The organism is Luteitalea sp. (assembly GCF_022842525.1).
Taxonomy (GTDB): Bacteria; Acidobacteriota; Vicinamibacteria; order Vicinamibacterales; family Vicinamibacteraceae; genus Luteitalea.
This window is the reverse complement of the sequence record NZ_JALHPM010000098.1, coordinates 1-25582: the sequence shown is the minus strand read 5'-3', so window position 1 is coordinate 25582 and position 25582 is coordinate 1. Positions and strand designations below refer to the sequence as shown.

The window sequence follows — 25582 nt, the reverse complement described above, 5'->3', positions numbered from 1 at the left end:
GGGCCGGGCCGGCAAGCTCGGCGAGCGGACGCTCCTGCTGGCCGCCGCACACGGGTGGGCCGGACGCGGCAGCGAAGGCGTGGCGTTGGTGGCGGACGCCCTCGCCGGGTCGTCGCCCGAGCCGCTGGGCTGGAGCCTTCCCGTTGACCCGATGTTCGCGCCGCTCCGCGCCGCTGACGGCTACCACGGCGTAGCCGCCATGCTGGCCTCGCGCGCCTCGTAGCCGCGGGCCGTCGGCCTCCTCACGGTTTCTCACCTGACGGCGCACGACTCGGGCGCGACCGGCCGCTAACGTCGCGGCAGGAGGATCGCCATGGTCCGCACCGTGTGCCCGCATCTGCTCGTCGTCGTCGCCCTGTTCTGCCCCACGCTCGCCGCGCAGGCGTGGTCCCAGTCCCTACCGGCCCCGGCGCCGCCGGCCCTCTCCTCGCCGTCGCAGGTCATCTCGAGCAACGCGTTCGGGCTGGTCATCGACCTCGTCAACGGCGAGTACGAGCGGCGCGTCGACCGTGCGGTCACCGTCGGCGTCGGCGCCTCGCGAGGTCACGCGAGTGCCCAAACGGGACGCGCCTATCTGAACGGCGACGTCTTCGTGCGCTACTACCCCGGCGGCCGGGTGTTCGAGGGCCGGTCGTTCGGCCTCAAGGCCGGGATGACGCATCTACCCTGGCGTGGCCGCACCTGTCTTGGCATCGGTGTCGACGCCAACCAGACCTGGATGCTCAACCGGCGTTTCGCGTTCAGCACCGGCTTCGGTCTCAAGCGCCTGATCGGCATCGGCGAGACGGACGGGCCGACGTTCATCCCGACGCTGCGCATCAACGTCGGCGTCGGCTTCTAGCGGTGCAAACCCGTTGCTCTCCACCCCATCCAGGCGCCGGCGACGGCAGCGAGTACCAGCACGACCACGATGCCAGACGTGCCCACCGTGACGGACTGGTCCTGGCGATTCAACCCTTCCCGCCGAGCCGCGTTGATGACCAACTCGATGCCCTTGCCCACCAGATATGCTGGGATCATCGCCACCAGTCCGAACAGTGGGCCGAAGATGACAGCCACCGCCGCCTGCGGGTCACGGCTCCACAGCAGTATGGTGACAGTGAACACGAGGATGCCGACCAAGGTGGCGACCGCCACCAGGGATGGCAGCCGCCGTCGTGCCGAGCTCGCGCCGTCGTCACTCCGCACGCAGCACAACCATCGGGTCGACGCGTGTGGCGCGTCTTGCGGGAAACCAGCTGGCTGCCAGTGCAGCGCCGACAGGCAGCAGCGAAGCGGTCAGCAGGCTGGCCGGGTCTACCGCGCTCGTGTCGTACAACAGACCACGCAGCGTCCGGGTGGCGACAGATGCGAGCAGGAGGCCCACCAACACGCCCCCGAATGCCAGCACGAGCGCTTCTTGCAGCACGAGGGCCCTGACGTTGCGAGCGGTCCCGCCAAGAGCCATGCGCACGCCGATCTCCCTCCCACGCTGACGCACGGACGCCGACATCGCCGACGCGACAGCGGCCTGTCGATGATAGACGCACAGCGCGGCCAGCGGGCGCCAGCATCAAGGCGGTCGGTCGTGCACCTGTCGACGTCCACACCGGCGAGTGCAGGCGCGTGGCGGACAACGGTCCGCTGCCCATCGAGTATGGTGGTGAGCCATGGACGACGAGCAGGAACCCACGCTCCAATCGGGGGAGCAGATCGACGACGAGGACAACGCGCCGGTTCGAGTGGAGGCAGACCAGCTGGAGCCGGGCACCCTCCGAGCGGTGATCGAGTCCTTCGTGTTGCGCGAAGGCACCGACTACGGTCTGCATGAGACGTCGCTCGAGGACAAGGTGGCGCAGGTGCTGCGACAGGTGCAGCGCGGCGACGCCCACATCACGTTCGATCCAGGCACCGCATCGGTCACCCTCGTGGTGACGACGGCGAGGGACGGGTCGCGCCGGCCCTCGACCGAGTGACCAGGGATCAGACGGAGACATGGCGCCGAGCGGCCGGGAGGCTGGCGCCAACCGTACGAGCCACGTGAGCGTCGCGGGGCCGAAGGTGAGAGTGGTACGCCTTGCCTGCCTTCGCTCTTCGAGCTTTGTCTAGGCAAGCATGGCTCGACCCTGCGACCCCCGGCTTAGAAGTGTTCGGGAGCGAGGCCACCCGAGGCCGCGGCAGGCCGCTGCGGCCTCACCACACTGAGGCCAATGCCCGCAGCAGGGCGCCGAAAGGCGCAAGAGGCAGCCGCGGATTGTCCGTCAATGGTCAGTCGAACTGAGGCGCCGCGCTGGCAGTTCGAAGCCGTGCGCGCAAGGCGACCAACCGCGGCAACAAGGACGGAACTTCCTCGGCCACGACGCTCCACACGATGTCGTCGTCGATGCCGAAGTAGGCGTGCGCCAGCACGTCACGCAGCCCGCTCATTCGTCGCCACGGGATCTCCGCATCGAGACCGCGCACGTCGACGGGCACGTTCTTGGCGGCTTCACCGAGCACCTCGAGGTTTTGCGTCTAGTCGGCCGGCGACGCCCGCGGCGTCGCCTCGAACGCGCCAATGCGCGTGTTCCAAGGAGACATCCGCTGTGCCAAGGCCAGGGACATCCGCCTGGGGACGACGGCTGGGTGACGCGGGCTTGACGGCTGCGGAGATTTCCGGGCGTTGGGGGGAATCCCTCGGCACACGTCGCCGTGGCCGCGTGGGGACCTGGCCCTCGATGCTGCCAATCATCGTGGCATGCCCCTTGCTGCGGTTCTGGAGGGTGAGGATCCGGTACGTCGAAGAGCAGTGACGGCCACGGCGGCCATGGTCCTCGAGCGTGCTCGTAACCCGGGCCGACCTGGACGATCCGGTAGTCGGAAGGAAGGACGACATGCGCACCTCACCGCCGCGCCGAGAAGCGTTCGCCGGGGTGGCTTTGCTGAAATCGGCACGCCAGCCGCGATACCGATCCCTCGTCGCTGGGAGGCCCGGCTACGTGGCGGCCATCGTCCTCGCATCCACCACGTTCTGGCCCGGGCAGGTGTCGTCGCAAACCGTCGCCGGTCCACCGACTCCTTCCCGTGTCGAAGCCTGGGGCGCCTTCGCACTGGTGCAGTCGACCGGCACCGGAACGCTGGAATCGAACTACGCGCCCGAGGTCACATCCGCGCCCGACGCGCGTGGCCACCTGGGCCAGACGCTGACCTTGCGTCCAGCCACCGGCCGCGGTGCCGAGTTCGGCAGCAACCTCTACCTGTCGCGTCACGTGGGGATCCAGGTGTTCGCGTCGCGGACGTCCGTCGACCTTGCCGGCAGCAACACGCCCTATGAAGTGACGCTGGAGTACACCTCGCGCCCGCCGCCCACCAACCAGCCCGTCCCGGTGCAGATCGCCTGGATCGTGGACTGGCCCGATACGGCTGGTCGGCTGCGGCAGTGGTCGGTCGGCGCAGGGCCCGCGGTGCGGTGGCAGGGCCGGCGCACGGTGCTCGTGCTGAGCGGCGGCCTCGCCTGGACGCGACTGAGCGGCGACGCCGGTCCGCTCGGCTACACGACGTTCGCGCTGGGCGGACACTCGACGCTGTTCGCGCAGGACGTCCGCGTGCGCGCGGCCCTCGCGCCCTCGACCACGCTGGCTGGATTCGCCGCCGCGGCACTGGATGTCGGCATCGGCCGGCACGCCGCGATCACCGTGGGCCTCCGCACGCTCGTCGCCCCCGAGATGCACGCTGGATCGACCATCTCCGCCGTCATCGACGGCACCGGCGGCGTCACCCCGACCGCCGTGGCCGATATCGACCGACACATGGCGCCCCCACCGGCGCGCCTGCCGCTGTCGGGGGTCGGGATCCTGTTGGGTGTCAAGGTGCGATAGGGAGTTCATGATGTCGCGTTACGGCTGCGCCGCACTCCTCATCGCCTCAGTGCTGGCGCCGGCCTGTCGCCACTCGTCGCCGGTCGCGCCCAGCGAGCCGGTCACTGCGGCCGTCACCACCGTCCGCTACGAGCGTCTGAAACCGGTCGGCGGCGACGCCAGCGCGCCGGTGGTCGTCACGATCTGGTACGCGCTCGCGCCTGGCGATCCCTACGACCGTACCAGTCCACGCCTCTGCGTGCTGGAGGCGAGCGGGTCGAACACGTTCGTGTGCCGGTCGCCGCGATTCGAGTTCATCCCGGTGGACCGCGACTGGACGGCGTCGGTGTCCGATCCGGCGGTGTCGAGTCTTCCGGTTGCGAGTGACCTGTACCTCAACCTCACTCGCATCCGGGTGATCACCTACTCGAACGGTGCCCAGTCGGGGGTCTTCCGCATCGACGCGCACGGTCACGTGTCGTGAACGACAATGCCCGCGTCCGCAACGGTCGCGGCCGTGAAGGGGCTTGGTCCGTGACCGGCGAGCAAATGGGCGCGGCCTTCCGAAAAGGCCTCCTTCGGTGCCCCATGGCTGGTCACCGGGCTGATGAAGTGCCCCGACATTCAGCGGGTGTGCGACGGGCACCATTGGGTCTACGGCCTGCGCAAGGCGTGGAAGCAACTGCGGCGCGAGGGGATCCAGGCGACACGCCGCACCATCGAGCGGCTGATGCGGGCGATGGGCCAGGCCGGCGCGGTTCGCGGACGCGCGTGGATCACGACCACGCACGCCGGTGACGGCGGCCGGCCCGCGGATCTGGTCGCGCGCCGCTTCGAAGCGACACGGCCGAATCAGCTCTGGGTCTCGGACTTTACCTACGTCGCGACCTGGAGCGGGTTCGTCTACGTGGCGTTCGTCATCGATGTGTTCGCGCGGCGGATCGTCGGCTGGCGCGTGTCGGCGTCGATGCGCACCGACTTCGTACTCGATGCGCTCACCGGGCTCGTGCATCACAGCGATCGCGGGACCCAATACCTCTCCATGCGCTACACCGACCGCTTGGCAGACGCCGACATCGCGCCCTCGGTGGGCAGCCAAGGGGATGCCTACGACCACGCCCTCGCCGAGTCGGTGATTGGGCTCTTCAAGACCGAGGTGATTCGGCGGAAGGGGCCGTGGCGGTCGCTCGAGGCCGTGGAGTTCGCGACGCTTACGTGGGTCGACTGGTTCAATCACCGGCGCTTGCTCGGGCCGATCGGCGACATCCCGTCGGCCGAGTTCGAAGCGCAGTACTATGCCCAGGCCGCTGTGGCCTGATTCAACAAACCGGGTCTCCGACGATCCCGGTGCGCTCCACCGCGGCGTCAGTGCGGATACGGCGCTGTTGCTTGAAGCGCTGACTCACTGGGACGCGGAGATCTGGATGACGCTTCAGGCGAAGTGGGATCGGTGGCATGCCATGCAGGCCCGGGGGCGGCGGCCAAGGGTCCGCGCCCTCCCGCAGTCAGCCTAGCCGCGGCCCGCCCTCGCCATCGGCGCCGCCGCAACCGCGTCGGGCCGAGTAGCACCGCGCGCAATGGCCTGCACAGGAGTCCTCTTCGCGCTACGCTGGGCCGATCCCCGTGAGGAGAGGTTCACATGCGCTCGTTGATTCTGCTCACCCTCCCGATCGCGTTCGCTTGGAACCTTGGTACGTCTGACGGCAGAGCCGGTCCCGGGCCCCGCCGTACCAGTGACGTCTGGGACGGTCGTTCCGGCAGGTGTGCGAGCGCCGGAGCGTGTGCCACCGCCGACGCGGCGCCGCTGGCTGCGGTGAGGGCGGGCGTGCGTGGTGTGGTGTGGTCCCAGGGCACGAGCGTCGTGCACGCGGGTCGCGCTCGGCTTGATATACCTTCACTGGGCCTCAGTGCTCAACGGCACGACTCACGTCCCAAGCGCGCTGCCTACCTGGCGGCTCCTTACACGTTGCGCCTGGCGGCGATGACGCGCTGTGACGCCACCAGTGAAGCACGCATGCTTCACCGGAGGCCAGACGACAGCGATCATGTCGTCTGGCGCGGCCCGCTCGTGAACAACCCGGTGTGGGCCTGGGTTGACCCCGCGCGTGGATGGATGGCCACGATGGGCAACGAGTGCCGCTACGACCTTCAACACGCTGTCGTGATCTACGACCAGGCCGGGCGGGTCGTGCGGGACCTCGCCGTCAGACACGTCCTTACGCTCGACGAAACGAGGCGGATCGGCTTCGAGGAGTTCGTGGAGACGCCGCGGACCCTGGACGAGCACGAGCGCACCGGCAATGACCTGTGGAGAAGTGGTGGGGAGGTCGTCTTCACGCCCGACACCGTCTGGCTGACGCACCCGCAAATCGAACGACGGGTGCTCCTGGCTCGCCGGTGAGAGTCCCAACGCGTCGCTGAGGTCGCGTGCGTTCACCCGTCTCCGCCAGATCGAGCAGCCTCCGATCCACTTGCCCAAAGAGCCGGGGGTCGCAGACCCCAGGAATGCATCGCGAGAATGCAACAACCAGCGGTTGCGTGATGGCCAACGATGCATTTCAGGGACTGGCCAAGCAGGACCACCGGCCTCGACTGACCCTCCTTCGCCTCTTCGAGGCTTCGGCGGGCAAGCACTCGTGACTGCAGCGCACGGTGCCGCACTGGTTACCTGCTCGGAGTGAAAGCGTCCGGCCCGCCTTCGCGCCTGCGGCGCTTCGGCACCCGGCAGGGCTCGACGCGAATGCCGAGCCCGAAGGGCGGAGGCATCGCGCTGAGGTCTGGCGTGGCGTGACCAAGTCGCCACGGCGACTTGGTACGCCCGGCAGGGCTCGACCACTCGGCGTATCGGTGGCAAGACTCAGCGGGCGTTCGCCGAGCGGAGCGAGTGGTACGCCCGGCAGGGATTGAACCTGCGACCCCCGGCTTAGAAGTTTTCGGGGGCGAGGCTACTGGAGGCCGCAGCAGCCTGCTGCGGCCTCACCCCTTGAACGCCGATTCACTGCTGCAGGCCACCCGAAGCTGCTCGAAACAGCCTCGGATTGTCCGTCGATTGTCAGTCGAGCTCGGCCGCTAGCGGTCCTCCGCTGAGCGACGGCGTCGACTGTTACCACAGTCGGCTGGCCCGGATTCGGATCGCCGTCGGTACCGGGGCCATGAGCTCCGCCAGGTCGTGGCCCTGCACGTTCCCGTGCATGGGGACTGGCGTGAACTCGACGGTCTCGCCAATACCCATGCGGAGGTGGGACCGCCCGCCGGTGCCAGTGGCGAGGCTCGCGTCGCGCGTCATCACATACCTGGAGGCGTCCACAGACACCTCGATCGAGCCGTCGGCTCGCAGGCGCCCGCGGATCGCGCCGCTCACCTTCAGATCAAGTGGCGGAACCGAGGTCGGGAGACCGTCGAGGGGGACACGCGGGAACATCATGCTGATCGCTTCACCTTGCTGCCCGCTCGTGCGCACGTGATGGGTCCGGGTCTCGCCTGTTGGCAGGGTCTGCACCAGCCAGGTGTCATAAGCGATGCCGGCGTCGCGGAACTCGACGGCGCTACCGATCCCGAACTCCGCAGTGAGTGCCATGCTCGGGCACGTGCCGCCGTCCGCCGCCGCATGCACCGCGTCCAGCACCGTACGCCCGCCCTCCGAGACCTTCCACCGGACGTGTCGCTCACGCGAGATCGAGGGTTCGACGCCACTCACGCTGGGGGCTCGACGCCACCGGAGATCGATGGTGGCCGTATCCCCGGCAAACTCCACCAGGCGAGCGGCGACGGTCCACGCCACCGCTGGATGTCGATCCGCGGGAATGCCCTGCCGTGTACCGGGTACGGTCATCCGCACCTCTGCGGTACAGAGGGACGTGGTCGGCGCGTTGCGGTCCCCCGTGAACAGCGTCGCCTCGACCCACTCCTCTTGCGTGAGCCAGATGGAGCCGCCGGCCCCGCCACGTGCAGAGGCGCCCGTGAGTTGCAGCGTCAGCATGGGGTAGATGTCGCTTGCGCGATCGGACTGGCGCGCGGACGCCGACCAGCGGGGCAGGGCAAGCCCGAGGACGACGATTACGGCCAATGCCACAGGGAGACGCGTACGTGAGCGCATGGGGAGACCTCCTAACGGCCAGAGTCCAGTGGCCTGAGCTGCACGATCCGGGACGGTGGAGGCGCCGCCGACCCATCGTCTGCCTGACGCGCATACCACGTGCCACCCGCCAGTCCCAGGCCGACCAACGCGAGGCCCGCGACAGTGCGCAGGAACATCCGCGCCACGGGTGGGCGCGGCACGTGCTGCGGCACGGGTGTGGGTCCGGGTCGGTCCGCGTCCCGCACCGCGGCGCGGAGCCGGACGAAGTCGACGAGCAGCTGGCGGTGTGCTGGCGCCTCGAGGAGACGTGCCAGCTCGTCGGCATCCACGGGCTCGTTGTCGAGCACGGCGGAGAGCACGTTGCGGTCATCGGTCGTCATCGGTCGAACTCCTGCGGCGGCCGACCTGCGGCGAGGTCGGCGGCAGTAAGCGCTCTCGGAGCGCCAGACGCGCGCGGAAGATGCGCGAGCGCACCGAGGCATGGGACAAGTTGCAGGACGCGGCGATTTCGGCGTAGGTGAGCCCGCCGAGTTCCGAGAGCAAGAAGACGTGACGGTCCAGGTCGGGCAGTTGCTGCAGCGCCTGGTCCAAGGCGGCGCGAAGATCCTGGCGTGCTGGTCCCACCGGCTCGTGCCGCTCGTGCAGGGCGACGATCTGTCGCGGGTGGCGGCGAAGATGCTGGACGAGCACGTTGTGCGCAATCGTGAAGAGCCACGCACGCTCGCGTCCCCGGGTTTCGTAGCTGGCCCCTGCGACCCGCACGAACACCTCCTGCACGAGGTCTTCCGCGACGTCGCCGCCGCCGGTCGCGCGCCGAAAGTACCCGCGCAGCGCCCGACCGTACTCAGCGATGAGACCCGCGATCAGGCCATCGGACGCATCGGTACCCGCCATGCCTTCCTATAACGCGCCAGACACTGATTCGTCGCAACTGGCCAGCGTGTTGTTCTCGCCAGCAGCAGGACGATCGAGCCAGCTGCCACTCACCCCAGAACCTGTGGCCATCCAAACTTGCATCGTTCAAGCAGGGCGTTCGCGGACAATGACCGCCCGGCAGCCATCAATGACGCCTGCCTGATGGTGTCGGTCAGTTCAGCGAAGGTTCGACTGCTGGCGCGTCGAATCTTGGCTTCAACGCCAGGTCCGAGCCTCGGGCGCACGGAATCGATCCATAGCGCCCGAAGCTCAGCGATCGAGCCTCCGAACAGTTCCAGTGTGTCGTGAATGTAGAGCACGTCCTTGGCGCGTTCATCAGGGCGCCGCTTGCCACTGATCAACAGCTTCTGGGCGATGTAGCAGACCGGGTTCGCGATCATGACGTCCCTGGTCGCGTCCGGAGAGTCAAGCCTCACGCTCCAGGGCGCGATGAGCAGCACGTCGAGATGACGCAGCTTCTGCGCGGAGACGCCGCTGAGCGACGTGGTCACGTCCCGGGTGCCATCCCTCCGGAACTCGCCTCCTGAGAGCGGTGTGAGGAACTCCGCGTAGAACCCCGCATCAGCGCCGCCCAACCGATAGTGGGTGACAGGCGGGCGGTCGTCGCCCACGAAGTCCTCCGTGAAGCCCCGTGCCAGCAGCCGGTCCCGCAGGGTGCCTTCGTCGACGGGCATGCCATCTGGAAGCGCCACGTCCGTGTCACGCGTCATCAGCGGTCGGTATGGCAGCGTCTGCGCCAGAGGATGGCGCCTGAACAGCCGATGTGCCCAACCGCCGACAATGACGACACGATCAACGTATGGACCCAGTGCATCGACAAGGACGGCAAGGTGCTCGTCGTCGCGGTCGGCGGTCACTGGCGGACCCTTGCGAGTAGAGGCCTGAGCACTTTGCGATAGATCAGGTCGGCTTGTTCCCGGCCGCGGGCCGGGTAGGCACCTGCGTCCAGCCAGACCTGCACGACGTCCGAGGCTGGAACGCCGTCACGGAGCACCGCCCCGCGGAACACAGATTCTCGCGCAGCTGGGACTCTGATGTAGACATCCGGAGACGGGTCGGGTGCGTCTACTGAAAGCCCGAGTCGTTCCAAGACGCCCGACTCGAGCTGCTCGATGTAGACGTGCGGCGGGACGCCATGCACAAATCCGAGACCCAATGCGTCGGCCGCGGCGAAGAGACCAAGGCACAGGCGCGGCGGCTCCGCGGCGGCGCGACGCGACCGCGGAGGTGGCGCGTCAGAGTCGGGGGCCTGAGCACGCAGGGCGTGCTGCAGTTGGCGCTCGGGATTGCCCCTGAGAATCCAGCGCATAGGCACGTCCCGTGCTGGCCGCGGACTTTCGGCCTGCCAGCGCCGGAGCAGTTCTTCGAGCCGAACGAGCCTGAGGATGGAATCCGATTCGTCGAGGAAGCCTTCCAGCCGAAGCTGCCGCACGAACCGAAAGGCGCTCATCACGGAGACGTTGGACGCCGCGGCGAGTTGTGACGCGTTGCGATACTCGCCTCGCGGAGCACGCAGCAGGTCGGAGGGAATCCACCGGGCCAGCAGCACCTTGAGCATCCACTGGTTCAAGTCAGAGAACAGGTGCGAGGCCGCCGCCACGGGGGCGCGAACGTGCCGTCGGCGCTGCGCTGGTCGCCCTTCCGCATTCATCGACGACTCGAGCCCTGGCCCGCGAAACCATTGAAATCCTTCCAGGTCGACCAAGCCCACGGCGGCCTCGGGAGCGTACTCCTGGACGAACCGGTCCAGGTCGCGAACAAGAACCGCGCTGACGCTCTTCGCCCCGACAACGGCAAGCGGAGCCACCGGTTGCACGCTGCGTTCCGCGAACGCTCTTGCCTGCAGAATGGCCTGAGCGAGTAGCGGGAGCAGTCGGTCCCGGCGCCCCTCAGGTGCGCTCTTCACCTCGACGACGTACGAGTGCTCGCCGCGCTGAGCCAGGAGATCGGCACGAAGGCTGCCCACACACGGCTGCCGCTTGATCTTCCAACCTGCTCGTCTAAGAATGCCGGCGACCCGGTCTTCCAGGGCCTCGCTGCGGGATCCGCTCACGTCGTGGGCCATGATGCCTTCCACATGGCCATGATAATTATCTTGGCCACGTTAATTAACACGGCCATGGTAACGCCTCTCGCGATCGCGGTCAAATGGGCACGCCGGGCTGTCAGCCGCGGCACCCGGCAAGAACCTCAGCTGGTACAGGTAAGACAATCGTGACGGACTGAAACTGACGGCCAACGCGAGGGCCGCGTCAGCCGGGCGAGCACCGACCTACTTGCACAAAGAGCCGGAGGTCGCAGACTCAGGAGATGCATCACGAGCATGCAACAACCCCCGGTGGCGTGACGGTGCACGATTCACTTAAAGGGCTCGCCGAGCAGGACCACCGGCCCTGACTGACCCACCTTCGCCTCTTCGAGGCTTCGGCGGGCAAAGCAACGACGATGGGTGGCCCGCCTTCGTTCTTCGAACTTCGGCGCGCAAGCAGGGCTCGACGTGAATGCCGAGCCCGCAGGGCGGAGGCATCGCGCTGAGGTCTGGCGTGGCGTGACCACGTCGCCCAGGGCGACGTGGTACGCCCGGCAGGGCTCGACCACTCGGCGTATCGGTGGCAAGACTCAGCGGGCGTTCGCCGAGCGGAGCGAGTGGTACGCCCGGCAGGGATTGAACCTGCGACCCCCGGCTTAGAAGTTTTCGGGGGCGAGGCCACTCGAGGCCGCAGCAGGCCGCTGCGGCCTCACCAGGCTGAACCCGATCGCCGCTGCAGACCACCCGAAGCCGCCACAGGCAGCCTCGGATTGTCCGTCAATTGTCAGTCGAGCTCAGCCGCGCTACTGGTGTTCACCGGGTTCAAAGTGCACCGAGGTCGGCGCGGCAGCATGTCAACGCCGGTCTTGAGGCAACTCGGAATGTCAGGCCGTCGTGGCCGCGCCCGCGAATCTACCTCGGTGACGGTGCCGCCTCCCGGTTCCCCCTCGTCCGGCGGGTCGCGTCTCCCCCCCAACTGCAGACCAAGGCGAGGCTCGCGCCGAGCCAACCGCTGCCGACGCCCAGGTCGGTCAAAGCGGACTCGGTCAGCAGCACGTTGCCACCGAGGTGCCACAGGATGCTAATCCCGCCGATGGTGCGCATGGACACGAAGGCTACGCACTCGCGGCCCGCCCGCAGCCGCAGCTACCCATGTGGCCGTGGAGTACTCAGCTTCTCGCGGTTGCGATCGCCTCGGCTCGCTGCTAGGGTGCCTCATCCATGCTTGGCTCTGCCCGTGCCTGGCGTCCCACCTCCGCGCTGCTGGCCGTATCACTGGCCACGACGGCGGGGATGCCGTCCGCCCAGGTGTCCTCACCACCGAGCAAAGCCACGCTCGTCATGCTGACGGTCATCGTGTCGCGAGATGGGCGGCCGGTGTCGGACCTCACCGCCGCCGAAGTCGAGGTCCTCGACAACGGCGTCGCGCAAACGATTGAGGCCTTTGGGCACGTCGACACGGTCACCGGTGACTCGCCCGAGCCACCCGGCGACTTTGTCCTCGTGCTTGATGACTTCGGCACGCTACCAGCGGGCACGAGCGGCGCCGTCTCGGTCGGCTTGGCGCTCCTAAATGCTCTGGGACCACCCGATCGACTGTCCGTGGTAAATACCGGCCCATTCGCGCTGATTCAGCAACTCTCCACCGTTCGCGCCACGTCGAGAGCGACCATCCGGCGGTTCCTTGGACAGCGGCACAGCTCGTCATCCAGGTCAGAGGCGTGCCGGCGCAGCGTGGTGAGCTTGGGCGTCATCGAAGACGCGCTCAAGGTCATGGCCCAACAGCCCAGCACCAGACGCGCGATGCTCGTGGTCAGCGACAGCCAGCGCGTGTACTGGGGTGAGGCGAGGGGCCAGAAGTGCTCGCAGGCGCGCAAGGTGTTCGACCGCGTCGTCGCGGCGTCCTCCATCGCTAACGTCGCGATCTACGGCGTTGACCCGGGGACGCAGCACGCGCCAGACCTTCGCGGGGCAGGGATCACGCACACACCGGCGGTCGGTGCGGTGACGAAGGTTCGGCGGCCCTCGGAGACGCCGAGTGGAAGCCTCGTGGTGCTGGCACGGACGACAGGAGGCACGGTCACTAGCGCAGCAGAGGGGGCCACAGACGGTGCTCACCAGTTCGTCGGCGACACACGGCAGTACTACCGCGTAGTGTACCGGCAACCGGAGGTGCCGCGAGGCTCTCGCAACCAGTTCCGGAAGGTGGAAGTGCGGGTTCTACGACCTGATGTCGCGGTGCGCACGCGAGAGCTGTACGTTCCCGATTGACCAAGGTGCAGAGGATACCCAGCCACAGTCAGGGTATAACCGTAAACTTCGTGCTCCGCGTCAGCAGCCTGCCTGAGGCCGCCACTTGCACCCGGAGAACGTATGGGCCCGGGAGAAGGTCGGGAAGCGGAAACGACCCTATCTGCTGGATGCGGCCGTCGGAGCCTGGATTATGGAGCTGAAGCTGAGTCTCACCGATGACTCTCTGCCCACGCAGCAGCTGCACCGTGGCCTGCTCGACCGATGCACCCATCGGGACGACCGAGAACGCGAACGCGACCTCGTCGGCCTGGCCCCGGGCAATGACGTGCGCGAGGTTGGGATAGAGAAGGACGCCGTTATGGAGCAGCGGGCTGTCAGCCTGCGCGGGCGCGACAATGCCGCGCTGCGCCTTCTCGACGACGAAGACACTGCCCACGCGCGGCAGACCGGGCGCCTGGCGAGGCACGTCGAGACTTCCTACGCGCACGCTCATGCGATCGCCCTGCACGTCATGCACGACGGCCTCCACCTCGTAGGTGCCTGGCGGCAACGAGACCTGGCGATAGAACAGCAACGCCTGCGACCGGGACGTCTCTAGCTCGTGGGCTGGCCCCTCCAGCACGTAATGATCGCTGCCCTTGGCGAGCACTTGTCCGTTGACGTCACGAATCCGCACCAGGAACACCGCCTCGGCTCGATACCGTTCCGGTGACGCCACGAACTTTAGGTGCCGAGCATCTGCGCGTACGATCAGTGGAACCTGCGAGCTCTCGGGGTCGGCGGTCGGGAACACCAGCCGCTCGAACTGTACCGGAAAGGAGTTGGGCAGCGCTGTCCCTTCGAGAGTCGAAACGGCGGGTGCCTCCCACGCGTGGGTGACCAAGCCGCGCGTCGGCGCGATGGCGTAGTACCCGTGACGAGCGGACACGGTCACCCCTGAGCGAGCGACAGCGATGCGGATTCGGCGGTATTTACGGTCGTAGGTCGCATTGCTCGACACGTAGGTGAGCACATAGTGGTTGGCAAAGTCCTCGGTTACGCGCGTGAAGATCCGCGCGACGTCATTGGTGTTCTGGAGGTATGCACCGCCAGTATCGCGCGCCAGACGGCCGAGCGTTGTCGCCGGCGTGGACAGCAGCACCGTCTCGAAGCGCTCCATGCGCCTCAGCATCGCGCCGCCTGATCCGGTGTCATTCAACAAGCCTGCGCTTCCGGCCGTCGGCGATGCGATCCGAAGCCCAGCGGCGTCGACCGCGTAGATGACGACATTGGCGCGATTGGCGGCGGCGATGACGTCCTGCAGCCGACCGCGCAATGATGGCCCCTGGTCGAGTCCCTCCGACAGCAAGACCAGACTCTTTCGCCCAGGCGCCCCGGCGAGAGCGCTGATGACGGCCAGCAGCGCATCCTGTGTAATGCCGCTACGCAGGTCACGCTCGACCATGTCGAAGCCGAGCATCATCCGCAACTGCATCGCCTCCAGCTCACGCATGCTGCCGGGCGCCGTTGGCGCGTCGGTTGATGGCGGGCCGGCACCGTCATTGGTGCCGCTCCCAATGGCAAGGGTGTCTGGAGTCGAAGCCGCCACCTCTCGGACCGAGGACGCGCGGCTGAATCCGAGCGCGTCCACGCCACGGCGGATGCTGGCATAGTCACGCGTGAAGTGCTGCACCGTGTTGATCCCTTCGCGCGTGATGGCGAAGATGCCGACCGCGCCGGGGGCGGCAGGACCGTGGCCAATGAACTGCCGCACGGCCCGATGCGCCAACAATCGCCCCTCGGGGGACAGCCGATCGAAGACCACGGCGACCACGCCCGCGTCGCCGGTCGAGGCATCGACGCGCAGCGCGTGCGCGGGCGGGCTCGCCTGGTCGATCTCATCGGCGGAGAGCACTCGCACCACTTGCGTCTGCTTCGCCGTGAAAGACGTGATCACCTGCGGCACGCCATCCTCAGTGACGTCGAAGTCGGCGGCGGTCAGCCCCTGCACAGGGCTGCGCTCGTCACTCCGGACGACAACATCGACGACAACGGCATCGGTACGCAGCCGGAAGGTCGGCTCTGCTTCGGGCTGTGGGGCGGGCTGCTGCGCGTGCGCAACCAGGGCAGTCATCGACCACAGAACCGCAGCCAGCGCGCGGCGGATCTCGAAGTTCGCCCTCGCCGACGGCGCGAGCACGTCAGGGCAGGTCGCGCAGCCTCGTTGCGGCTGGCTGGGTCGCGCCGAAGTGCTTGAGCAACGAAATGGCCAAGGCATTGTCGGACACCTCTTCCCTGCCCGCGCTGGAACATCTTGCTCACGGCGCGGACGCGGTCATGATCGACGACGGGCACGGAATGCTCGATCTGCAGCAATCCCACGCCTGTCGAGCGCCGAGCGTAGAAGTCGCTAGAGCACGGAAGTAGGACGTCCCCCCACCTAGCGAGACGACATATCCCTCCGAGTGGCACCCAGAGGGAGGCCGTCGATGCTCGGGCAGGAGGGCTTTATGATAATCCGGCCACTGATGCGACGAGGCGTCTAGCTGTGCGACATCGCGCGGCACTTGGGCGCGCATCCGAAGAGTGTGAGCCCGCGCCGGCGCGCGGCGGGGTGCCGCCGCGGCGCGGGCTTCCACACGGGAGCTGTCTGGACTAGCCGCTACGATGGCCCGCCAGGCGACCTTCCGATGGACGACCGTGAGAGGGCCGGCACCTCGTGGGAGCACCGCCACGCCGCGCTGTTCGCACCCGCGCGTCCGCAGCAACCAGGTTGCTCACGCACCAAGACCTGTAAGTGAATTCTGACGACTGACAATTGACGGACAACGCGAGGCCCGCGTTAGCCGACCGAGCTGCGACCTACTGTCCCAAAGAGCCGGGGGTCGCAGAGGCTCGAAATGCATAGCGACAATGCAATAACAGGTGGTTGCGTGATGGCCGGCGCTGCATTTGGAGCTTGGCCGATAAGGACCATCGGGCCAGACTGACAAACGACTGACAACGCGAAGTGGCCTCCAGCGGGCTCCAGTTGCCTCAGCAAGGAAAGCGAGCGCAGCCCGCAATTCTGGTCACGATTCGTAAGTTGTTGTGCGGTCACGACTTAGCTTGGTACGCCCGGCAGGGCTCGAACCTGCGACCCCCGGCTTAGAAGTTTTCGGGGGCGAGGCCACCCGAGGGCGCAGGAGCCCGCTGCGGCCACCGCTCTGAAAGCCTGACTACTGCTGCAGGCCGCTCGACGCCGCTCAAGGCAGCCTCGGATTGTCCGTCAATTGTCAGTCCAGCTCAGCATGCAGACGGCGGCTGCGGCGTACCGGTCCGTGTACCGCACCAGACGGCGGCACGCCACCTACGTCTCCTACAGCACGGCCTGGAGGTCCACGATTCGCGCGAAGCTCGTCGGGCCGCCGAAGCCACCTGGACGCTGACGTCGCTCCATCGCCGCGCCTCGCGTGCTCGCGGCGAGGTGCTCGGGCCGTCCGGCGCGGTCTCGTGTCAAAGACTCAAGATTCTAAGCGACGCGTAGCCGCGTCGGCGTCAGACTCTCGAACACGTTCACCCCCTGTCCCATCGCGTTGGGTCACATGGGCGAAGCAGACGACTTGGCGCTGCTTCGCACTTGCGAACGCCTACAGAGGCCTACGGGCACACGGCGGCCACCAGGCTCGAGTCCGGCGATCACATCGACGGTGCCCGTCACTGAACGAGGTGCTGAACTTTGGATCGCCGCCGCGCGGTTCAGCGCTCGAACGACAGCACTGCGAGGCATTCACGCCGCAGGTCGTCCAGCGATGACTTGAACCACCACACGCACGCGCATGGCAGAAGGAGGGATATCCCCACCCGTACCATGACCAATGCCATGAAGAACGTGCGATAAGGGCTCTCCGACAGGTTGTCGAACAGGTGACTCACGCCGACGACGTGGAACGTGAAGAGCAGGCCGAGGTAAATGAGCAGGCTTCCCAGCGACACGCGATGCACTCCGCGCGGCGCCGCGGCACGGCTGTCGCCGTCGATGAGCCACAGAACCTGCTGATGCCGCTTTCGCTGCAACTCTCGTTGCATGGACGTGACGAAGGCAAACGGGAGAACCAGGAACGCCGGTCCCACGAGGTGTGCATAGAACGCGCTCTTCAGGTACCCCAGGTGAGCCGGGTAGGTCTTGAAGGCGGCTTCAACGGTCGGGGCCACTGGCATTACGGCGACGACAATGGCCACGACGCCCGCCGCACCGCCAACCAGGCATGCAAGGCCGCGCACCAATCCGTAGCCGCCGGTTCTCGCGGCGGCAGTCAGCTGCCACAGTGCGAGGAGTGTGACCGTGAGCATTGCCGCGAACACGGGCGGCGCACACAGTAGAGCCAGGCGGCCATAGCGGTCCCACTGATAGGCCAACTCCACCAGTACGGGAATCGCGAACATCGCGGCGTACAGAACGGCCCCCAAGGCGGCGTGAGCCGAGTGGCCAGCCATCGGGCGCCGCAGCGCAGCCGACAGCCCCATCAGTCCCGCCACCTCCGCAGGCTCGATTGTGGTGAGCACCCGCCTGTCGGCGTAAAGCACCTGAACTGCCGGTCTCAGTGCCGTTACCTCGTGCCAGCAGGCCACGCAAGTCAGGAGGTGAGTCTCGAACGCGCTGACTCGAGGCTCGTCGAGGTGGCCGAAGGAATACGCGACGCGCAGGTCGCCCAGTGCGGGGTCGAGGCAGCGATGATGGTGCTGGATGTCAGCCATCGAGGGCGGAGCACGAAGAGGCTTCGTACGTTAGTCGTCGGATTGCCCTGCGGATCCTAGGGCGTAGGGCCGGATTGATCGAGGTAGGCCTGTCGGAACGCCTTCTTCGCGGCGGTCACGATTGCTTCCACGGTCTTGTGATGCCGCCGGAGCATGCGCGCGATGTCCTTGGCCGAGTGGCCCTCGTGTACGTTCAGCAGCAGCACAACGCGGTACTCGGGGCTCAGTCGGGCCAATGCGTCCTGCACGCGCAGCACCGTGGCCGCATCGACCTCGCTCGTCAACGCGTCCGACCTCGGTCGACCGGCGTCGTCCAGCATGTCGAGGGGCACGCAGTCGTGTGGCCGCCGGGCATTCGACCGACGTCGGTCGGCTGCCCGGCGTTTGAAGATTGCATGCACCCACGAGAAGAGGTGGCTCCGACCTTCAAACCGCCCGTCTCGCAGTTGCGCCGTCGCCGCAGCCAATGTGTCCTGCGCAATCTCCTCGGCATCCGCCTGATCGAATCCACGCAGACGTGCGAGACCGATCAGGCGTGGCGTCAACTCGCGCACCAGCATCTCCTGTGCCCAGGGGTCGCCGGCACGCAGGCCGGCCAGGAGTTCTGGCGTAGCGAGGATGTTCGACATGAAGGACCTGCCAGCATGGCAATAGGAAATGCCACGAGCGCAAACGACTAACACGATAGACCAAAGCGAGTGTGGACGTTGCGCGGCATTCATCGTGGCGGTGTGGAACCTGTCTTCCCAGCCGCCGACGGACGATGTGCCGTGTGATGCCACCAAGACAAAGAACGTCAGGTGTGACGGAGGTGATGGTGTCGGAAGCACAGAAGGTCTGGCGACGCGCCGGGTGCGTGCGTCGGCTTGGCTCGATCGCGGCGGCATTGCTTGTCGCGGTTGGCGTCACCCTGTTTGCTCGGCCCACCATGTCCGAGCCACAGGCGGCCAGGCAGGCCCGGCCCGCGGGTATGACCAATGCTGATGTCATCAAGTTGGCAGGTGCTGCCTTCAGTGACAGTCTGATCATTGCCCGTATCGACTCCGCGCCGACGAAGCGCTTCGACTTGACGGCGGATGGCCTCGTGCAACTCAAACAGGGGGGCGTCAGCGAGCGGGTGATCTCGGTGATGCTCGGCGGAGTCGATCCCGGAGCAGTCGCGGCGCCCCTTCCTCGAAGCGCCGCGCAGGCTGGCAGGGCCGATTCGTCTGTTGTTGAACCACCGGCGACGTCGCCGCCGGTGGACCAAGCTGTCGAAGAGGCTGGTATCTACTCCCTGGCAGGTCATCAGCGTGCTCTGCTGGAGCCAACGGTGTTCTCGGGTGGCAAGACTGGCGGCGTCTTCATGTCAGGTGTGACGATGGGGATCAAGAAGATGAAGTGGAAGGCCGTCGTGCGTTCACCGCGTGCGACGCGTCGGTTGACGACCGCACACAACCAGGAGTTTCTCTTCGTCTTCGAACGACTCGGTTCTGGCCTGAGCAACGCCGGAGCCATGCTGGGCGCCTCCAGCCCGAATGAGTTCGTCCTCGCGCGCATGGACCCGACGGAGACAGAGCGCCAGCTCGTAGTCGGCGAGATGGGCGCGTTCGGCGGCAGCGCCGGAACTCGCTCTCAAGACACGGTCGAATTGACGATTGAGCGGCTATCCCCGGGACGCTACCGTGTCGTGCCACGGCAACCTCTCCCGCGCGGTGAGTATTGCTTCTTCTACGCTGCCGGCATGTCGGGGTTCATGGCATCCGGATCTGGCAAAGTCTTCGACTTCGGCGTGGATGAACAGTGACGTCGATTCGCGCAGTGACGGCGGCCGTCGTCGGAATCGTGCTGAGTCATGCGCTGTGCCTCTCCATTGCGCCAGTCGAAGCGCAAACAGTTGTGCCAGAGGCGGGACTTCAGGGCTGGCCGATGGCGGGAAACAATCCGTGGAGGACGGCGGCGACACCTGTGTCTGGTCCGAGTTCCCTGCCGACATTTGTGTCAATGGCAGCCACGCAAGGCCTTCGCGTGCGCCGGGAGGATCCGCAGGGGCGTGTATACCTCACTTCGGAGCAGCTTGGGATCCTGTCAGTGCATGGGCCTGCGGGCACCTTGCTGTGGGTCAAGAACATTCCTGAAGTATCTGACGTCGCGATAGACGCGTCGCGCCAACGCGTTTACGCGTCTACCAACTCCGGGGCTCTCTGGGCCTTCAACGCCGCCGATGGAGGCGCCGTCTGGGCGCAGCCCGTCAACCTGGGGTCGAGCGGCTATCGCCACGACCTCAGCGTTCTGTCGGATGGGACCGTGCTCGTTGCCCTGCATGGAACCTACGTTGGTACGGGTGGTCGTGCCGCAGTGGCTGCCACGGGCGAAGTCCGATGGAGCAGTGAACAACAGCAGTCGCGCATCGTCGTCGATCGATCCGAGCAGGTGATGTACATGATGCGATCGAAGTGGTCTGGCGGCTCGCTGATCGGCGACGTCGTGCGAATCCGCGTGGCGGATGGAGCCGACCTGGGCGGGACGCCGTGCGATCCACGAGGAGAGATCTTTTCCTCCTACCATGACGTCGTCTATACGAGCGAGTACGACGGCGGGTTGATGCGCCTGCGCGACGGATTGCAATCGTGTGACGTGATCCCGACCGAGAAGCCGGTTCTCAACGCCTCTATCGCCGGGAGCGGCCAGATCGTGTTGGAACTGAATGACAAGACGCAGAGCCTGGCCGCCGACGGCAGTCCCCTGTGGGTGTTCAATGCCCGTCTCGGCGGTCCCATCCTTGCCGCTTCTGAAAGGCTCTACGGTGTCGTGGCCGGGACGGGGGCCCTGGTTGCCCTGAACCTCGCCAACGGCGCAGAGCTGTGGCGACACACATTCGCGAAGCCGATCACCGGCCACCTTCTCACGCACGACGGGGCGTTGCTGGTGAGCACTGAAGACGGCGTCTTTCGGGGCGAGACAGCGAGCCCACCACCGAGCGCGGTCGTACTCACGTTCGATGACCTCCAGACTGGCGAGGCCGTCGGGAACTTTTACAACGGCGGTTTCGGCGGAATCGGCACGGGCCCTGGCCCGTCGTGGGGCATCACCTTCGTCGGTGACGAGGGCGGAAACCCGCGGGCAGTCGGGACGTTCGCAGGTGTTGCGCCGCTCGGCAAGAACGCGCTCCAGTACAGTACGGGATTCACGATCAACCTGCGGGACGGCTTCGAGCATGGCCTGGCGTTCTCGGCAATCGGGGGCCTCGTCGGCTTCGGCGTGCAGGTTTACGATGGTGTCGACGCCAGCGGGAACCTCCTGGGCGCCGTGTCAGTGCCGGCGTCCGCCGGCACGGCCCAGTACCTTCCGTACCGCCTTCCCTTCATCGGACGCGCTCGATCCATTCGGTTCAACGACGGCGTTGGCTACGCGGCGCTCGACCACCTCGAACTTGGTGTCGCCGCTCCTCAGGTGCCCTCCATTACGGCTCTCACGCCGCCCGTTCCTCCGGTGGTCCTCGCAGATACCCAGCTGAGCGTGACTGGAAGCGGCTTCATCACCGGCCTCAGCGTCCTGGTGGACCTTCCTGGAGGGGGCGGCGCTACTCTCGTGGGAACCCAGATCTCTGCAACAACCTCAAATAGTTTGACGATGCTGGCCACATTGGCGGATGCGGGGCCGTACACGATTCGCGTTCGGAACCCTGACGGGGGCACGTCCGAGCCCTTCACATTCGTTGCGTCGTCCGGTGTCCGCCCTGTGTCGGCAGGCATCTCGCCAGAAGTCGGCGCCCAAGTGACCACGCAGTTTGTCGTGTCAGGGACTGGGTTTACTCCTAACGGCAAGATCCGACGGTTCGTCAGGCAGGTCGGAGCGGCGCACTGGTCGGAGATCGGCCCGGTTGTGGGCGATGGAGCCGGGCGAACGATTTGGGCATATCGACCAGACTGCGGGCACACTCCCGGGCCGAGCATGCTGGTGATGGTGGACGAGGAGTCACAGACGTCCTCGTCCAGTCTCGCGTTCACCGTGTCCCCGGCAGCCGCGTGTGAGTCACTCAAGATCACATCGATCTCGCCTACCAGTGCTGTTCGTGGTCAAGCCACGACCTTCACACTTCAAGGGATCGGCTTTGGCGCGGACCTTCGTGCGGAGTTGGTGAGCAAGAGCGGTGCGTTCCCCATACTCGGGCTCGAGGTACTTGGCACGGGTGAACTCCGATTGCACACCTACATCGGCGGTGGTGGAACCGAGGACATGCGCATCCGCGTCATGCGCTCAGGCGGCGTTAGCGACAGCCGGTGGGTGCGAGCACAGGCCGGCGGGAGTTCTGGAAGCATCACCCTCGCAGCGGCGCGGTCATCTGTAGCACCGGGACAGTCCATCACGTTAACCGCAAGAATGGCTTACGGAAACGGCGATCCGATACCCAACGCGCTCGTTCGGTTCCGCTCGTCTGAGGGGAACGTGCTCATCGCAGCTGCGATGACAGGTTCGGACGGTGTGGCGACGTCGAGCTATCGCAGTGGAGTGCCGCTCGCGACCGATGTGCTAGCGTGGCACGGCGACCTGGAGTCGGTTCCGCTGCGGCTGGCGTGGGTGACGCCCGACGGTGTCACAGACGGCCATCTCGATCCGTTGGGGGAACCACACGTGGGCTTCCTCAGCGAGGTTGAAGTGCCAGTCGTGTTTGTGCACGGGATCACGTCGGATGCCTGCACGTGGGTCGAGACCATGAGTGCCCTGGCGAGTCCCAACCGGCCGGTGGATGTATACGGTGGCGACGCTGGATTGAACCGACCCGTCCCATGTGACGGCGTAGGGGCCGGTGGTCTCATACCTTGGGCGCTGAGGAGCGGGTCCACCTATGCGTTCTACACCGTCACGTTTACGGACAACAAGATTGGGTCTGGTCTGAAGGCGTGGGGAACCGAGTTGGGCGAGCAGTTGCGACGAATCGCCGCCGCCCGCGGTGGCGGTGTGCAACGACTGATATTGGTAGGCCACAGCGCCGGCGGGTTGGCGGCCAGGTCGTACCTGCAATCGACGCAATACACCGCCGACCGTATGGCTGGCGCCCTGGAGGTCGTCGGGCTCGTCACCTACGGCACCCCACACCAAGGGACGCCTATCGCGCAGAAGATATGTGAGTTGCTCGAGGAAGTGCCGTGCGCCCTCAGCCAGGGGGCGGAGGACATGAAGCCCGGGTCTACGTTCCTTAACCAGTTGAACCTGGCGTCCTTCCTGCCTCGCGGTCTCGCCTACGTCAGCCTCGTCGGAAGCACGGACCGATGCGGGTGGGATCATTGGGGTGACTTGGTGGAGTGGGCCGATGCGGTCCTGGACGATCCGAACGACTGCATCGTGCCTTTCGACAGCCAGGACATGTCACGCGTGCCCGCAGCAGTCACTGTAAAGGGCGTAGTGCGAGTACAGGAGTATTCCCACATCGAGGAGACCAAGGACGTCAATGGACTTCTGGCGGCTCTGCACACCGTTGGAGTCAAAGGCAATGGGCTTGTCCTCGTCTCCGTGCGGTCACCTGTGGACGTCGTAGTCACCGATCCCGCGGGACGCTCAGTAGGGAAGACGGGCGGCACAATCCCGTGGGCCACCTACGACGAATACGTCGGCGAGGACGGTGAGCGTCATGACGAGGTGATCATTCCATTGGGCCTCCCAGGCGAGTACAAGGTCGAAGTCGTACCGCACATCGATGCGGTGCCAGGGCAGACGTACTCCATAACGTCGCAGGTCGGTGGTGTCCAGAGGGAGTTAGCGAGGAGCGTTCCAGTCGAGACGGCTCCGTCTTCTGGCTACACTTTCAGCAACTCCGTGAAGGGCTATCTCGCCGAAGGTGCAACGTCCGCCTTCTTCGATACCCGCTTGGCGCTGCTGAATCCCACCAACGCTGCGACCGATGCGAAGGTGACGTTCCTGCCAGGCGCCGGCAGCCCGATCGTGCACACGGTGCGGGTGCCGGCGCGGACTCGCGCGACGGTGTGGCCCAAGGCGATCGACGGACTGGCATCGGCGGAGTTCTCGACCGTGGTCGAGTCCGAGCAGCCGCTCGTCGTGGATCGAACGATGACGTGGGACACGTCCGGATACGGCGCGCACGCCGAAACCGCGGTGGCAGCACCTGCCACGGTCTGGTACCTGGCGGAAGGTGCCACCCACAGCGGGTTCAACCTGTTCTACCTGCTGCAGAATCCTGCCACGACGGCCACGAGTGTCCGCGTGCGTTACTTGCGTGGCGTCGGAACGCCACTCGAGAAGACGTATATCCTGCCGCCCACGTCAAGAACGAACATCTGGGTGAACGTCGAGGAGTTCCCGGGTGCCGGCCGGGCACTCGAGAGCGCGGATCTGAGCGCCGTGATCGAATCACTCGATTCCACGCCCATCATCGTCGAGCGTGCGATGTACCTCTCCAGTCAGAACCGGACGTTCAACGCTGGACATGCCAGCATGGCCGTGAACGCGCCTGCGACGCAGTGGTTTCTGGCCGAGGGCGCCACCGGTGCCTTCTTCGATCTGTTCGTGCTCATCGCGAACCCCACGTCCAGCGATGCGAACGTGACGGTGACGTATCTGCTCGGCGACGGCACGACCTACACGAGACCGCTCGTGGCTCCGGCCAACTCGCGTTCCACCATATGGGTGGACATGGAGGAGATTCCGGGAGTGCCTGGGAGACCACTCGCCGATGTGGCTGTCTCCACGACCGTGATCGCGACGAACGGGGTCCCGATTGTCGTAGAGCGGGCAATGTGGTGGCCGGGCGGCGGAACGTGGCATGAGGCCCACAACTCGGCTGGGAGCACCGAGACAGGCACAGAATGGGCACTGGCCGAAGGGGAAGTGGGTGGGACGGGTGCGACCGAGACCTACATTCTCATCGCCAATACGTCCGCGTTTGCTGGTATCGCGACAGTGACGCTGTTGTTCGAGGACGGTACCTCGGCCAATCGAGAATACGCGCTGCCGCCGCGCTCGCGGACGAACGTGCCGGTGAAGCAGGACTTCGAAAGCGCGGCCGGGCGGCGGTTCGGGGCCATCGTCACCTCTACCGGCACCATTCCCGCGCAGGTCGTGGTCGAGCGGGCGATGTACAGCAATGCCGATGGGGTGCAGTGGGCAGCAGGCACCAACGCCTTGGCAACGCGTTTACGTTGATTCATGGTGGACTAGTCATGTGAACCGCTCCGGGATTGCTGGAGAGCTGTTGGTGTGAGTCAGGCCACCGAGGCCTGACCGGCATAGTACTGCGCTTCATACTCCGCGGGCGGCACGTACCCCAGCGGCCCCAGCAGACGCTGACTGTTGAACCAGTGGACCCACGCCAAGGTGGCAAACTCCACGGCCTCGAGCGTGCGCCACGGTCCGCGTGGCTGGATCACCTCCGTCTTGAAGAGCCCGATGACGGACTCGGCGAGGGCGTTGTCGTACGAGTCCCCGCGACTGCCCACCGAGGGCGCGATCGCCGCGTCGGCGAGGCGATCGGTGTACCGCATCGACACGTACTGGACGCCGCGATCACTGTGATGCACCAGGCCCGCGAGCCCGTCGTCCATGCGTTCGTGGATCGCCTGCTCAAGCGCGTCGAGCACGAAGTCGGTGCGCAGCGAGGCCGACACGCGCCACCCCACGATGCGCCGCGCGAAGACATCGATCACGAAGGCCACATAGACGAATCCGCGCCACGTCGCGACGTAGGTGAAGTCGGCGACCCACAGCTCGTTGGGGCGCGTCGCCGTGAACCGCCGCTCGACCAGGTCGGCCGGGCGGGCG

At 66.4% G+C, this 25582-nt stretch carries 21 protein-coding genes and 1 pseudogene; 10 read left to right on the top strand and 12 right to left on the bottom strand.

Annotated elements, in window-relative coordinates; translation table 11 throughout:
* Together Q0C41_RS18530 and Q0C41_RS18525 are read left to right on the top strand one after the other, a co-directional pair.
* The coding region (locus Q0C41_RS18530; RefSeq protein WP_291986141.1) for a hypothetical protein at positions 1–223 on the top strand (223 nt) is incomplete at its 5' end.
* Positions 224–313: 90 nt separating this feature from the next.
* On the top strand, positions 314–841 hold the full coding sequence (locus Q0C41_RS18525) for a hypothetical protein (protein WP_291986140.1): 528 nt from the start codon (positions 314–316) through the stop codon (positions 839–841).
* Here Q0C41_RS18525 and Q0C41_RS18520 read toward each other — a convergent pair.
* Together Q0C41_RS18520 and Q0C41_RS18515 are read right to left on the bottom strand one after the other, a co-directional pair.
* Positions 838–1137, bottom strand: a complete 300-nt coding sequence (locus tag Q0C41_RS18520) for a hypothetical protein (RefSeq protein WP_291986139.1) — start codon at positions 1135–1137, stop codon at positions 838–840. The genes Q0C41_RS18525 and Q0C41_RS18520 overlap by 4 nt on opposite strands.
* 40 nt (positions 1138–1177) lie before the next feature.
* The gene (locus Q0C41_RS18515) at positions 1178–1492 is read right to left on the bottom strand and encodes an FtsX-like permease family protein (protein WP_367079238.1); all 315 of its coding nucleotides are present in this window, start codon (positions 1490–1492) and stop codon (positions 1178–1180) included.
* A gap of 157 nt (positions 1493–1649) precedes the next feature.
* On the opposite strand from Q0C41_RS18515, the gene Q0C41_RS18510 reads away from it, so the two are divergent.
* Positions 1650–1955, top strand: coding sequence for a YheU family protein (locus tag Q0C41_RS18510; protein WP_291986137.1), 306 nt, complete (start codon positions 1650–1652; stop codon positions 1953–1955).
* A gap of 292 nt (positions 1956–2247) precedes the next feature.
* Here Q0C41_RS18510 and Q0C41_RS18505 read toward each other — a convergent pair whose 3' ends face one another.
* Positions 2248–2478, bottom strand: a complete 231-nt coding sequence (locus Q0C41_RS18505; RefSeq protein ID WP_291986136.1) for a HepT-like ribonuclease domain-containing protein — start codon at positions 2476–2478, stop codon at positions 2248–2250.
* A 374-nt stretch (positions 2479–2852) separates the two neighbouring features.
* Between Q0C41_RS18505 and Q0C41_RS18500 the strand changes: the two genes are divergently transcribed.
* From Q0C41_RS18500 to Q0C41_RS18485, 4 genes and pseudogenes are all read left to right on the top strand, one after another.
* Positions 2853–3836: a hypothetical protein gene (locus Q0C41_RS18500; protein WP_291986135.1), complete on the top strand. Its 984-nt coding sequence runs from the start codon at positions 2853–2855 to the stop codon at positions 3834–3836.
* A gap of 10 nt (positions 3837–3846) precedes the next feature.
* Positions 3847–4299, top strand: coding sequence for a hypothetical protein (locus Q0C41_RS18495; protein ID WP_291986134.1), 453 nt, complete (start codon positions 3847–3849; stop codon positions 4297–4299).
* A gap of 132 nt (positions 4300–4431) precedes the next feature.
* Positions 4432–5133 (top strand): annotated as a pseudogene (locus Q0C41_RS18490) (IS3 family transposase); the annotation flags it as partial.
* A gap of 696 nt (positions 5134–5829) precedes the next feature.
* The gene (locus Q0C41_RS18485) at positions 5830–6216 is read left to right on the top strand and encodes a hypothetical protein (protein WP_291986133.1); all 387 of its coding nucleotides are present in this window, start codon (positions 5830–5832) and stop codon (positions 6214–6216) included.
* Between the two features lie 702 nt (positions 6217–6918).
* Here Q0C41_RS18485 and Q0C41_RS18480 read toward each other — a convergent pair.
* From Q0C41_RS18480 to Q0C41_RS18460, 5 genes are all read right to left on the bottom strand, one after another.
* On the bottom strand, positions 6919–7911 hold the full coding sequence (locus Q0C41_RS18480) for a hypothetical protein (RefSeq protein WP_291986132.1): 993 nt from the start codon (positions 7909–7911) through the stop codon (positions 6919–6921).
* Positions 7912–7922: 11 nt separating this feature from the next.
* The gene (locus tag Q0C41_RS18475) at positions 7923–8273 is read right to left on the bottom strand and encodes a hypothetical protein (protein WP_291986131.1); all 351 of its coding nucleotides are present in this window, start codon (positions 8271–8273) and stop codon (positions 7923–7925) included.
* Positions 8260–8787, bottom strand: coding sequence for an RNA polymerase sigma factor (locus tag Q0C41_RS18470; RefSeq protein WP_291986130.1), 528 nt, complete (start codon positions 8785–8787; stop codon positions 8260–8262). Before Q0C41_RS18470 ends, Q0C41_RS18475 begins: the two co-directional genes overlap by 14 nt.
* Positions 8788–8876: 89 nt before the next feature.
* On the bottom strand, positions 8877–9686 hold the full coding sequence (locus tag Q0C41_RS18465; protein WP_291986129.1) for a GSU2403 family nucleotidyltransferase fold protein: 810 nt from the start codon (positions 9684–9686) through the stop codon (positions 8877–8879).
* Complete coding sequence (locus tag Q0C41_RS18460; RefSeq protein ID WP_291986128.1) at positions 9683–10906, bottom strand: hypothetical protein; 1224 nt, start codon at positions 10904–10906, stop codon at positions 9683–9685. The genes Q0C41_RS18465 and Q0C41_RS18460 overlap by 4 nt, the downstream gene beginning before the upstream one ends.
* Positions 10907–12079: 1173 nt before the next feature.
* On the opposite strand from Q0C41_RS18460, the gene Q0C41_RS18455 reads away from it, so the two are divergent.
* Positions 12080–13129, top strand: a complete 1050-nt coding sequence (locus Q0C41_RS18455) for a VWA domain-containing protein (RefSeq protein WP_367079237.1) — start codon at positions 12080–12082, stop codon at positions 13127–13129.
* A gap of 28 nt (positions 13130–13157) precedes the next feature.
* On the opposite strand, the gene Q0C41_RS18450 is transcribed toward Q0C41_RS18455, so the two are convergent.
* From Q0C41_RS18450 to Q0C41_RS18440, 3 genes are all read right to left on the bottom strand, one after another.
* Entirely contained in the window at positions 13158–15290 is a 2133-nt protein-coding gene (locus Q0C41_RS18450; protein ID WP_291986127.1) for a VWA domain-containing protein, read from the bottom strand.
* 1538 nt (positions 15291–16828) lie between these two features.
* Positions 16829–17827, bottom strand: a complete 999-nt coding sequence (locus tag Q0C41_RS18445; protein ID WP_291986125.1) for a hypothetical protein — start codon at positions 17825–17827, stop codon at positions 16829–16831.
* Between the two features lie 56 nt (positions 17828–17883).
* On the bottom strand, positions 17884–18549 hold the full coding sequence (locus tag Q0C41_RS18440; protein WP_291986123.1) for an RNA polymerase sigma factor: 666 nt from the start codon (positions 18547–18549) through the stop codon (positions 17884–17886).
* Between the two features lie 80 nt (positions 18550–18629).
* Between Q0C41_RS18440 and Q0C41_RS18435 the strand changes: the two genes are divergently transcribed.
* Positions 18630–19613, top strand: a complete 984-nt coding sequence (locus Q0C41_RS18435; protein WP_291986121.1) for a hypothetical protein — start codon at positions 18630–18632, stop codon at positions 19611–19613.
* Positions 19610–24967, top strand: coding sequence for a PQQ-binding-like beta-propeller repeat protein (locus tag Q0C41_RS18430; protein WP_291986119.1), 5358 nt, complete (start codon positions 19610–19612; stop codon positions 24965–24967). The genes Q0C41_RS18435 and Q0C41_RS18430 overlap by 4 nt, the downstream gene beginning before the upstream one ends.
* 59 nt (positions 24968–25026) lie before the next feature.
* Here Q0C41_RS18430 and Q0C41_RS18425 read toward each other — a convergent pair.
* Positions 25027–25582: IS3 family transposase (locus tag Q0C41_RS18425; protein WP_291986117.1), on the bottom strand; the 556-nt coding region annotated here is incomplete at its 5' end.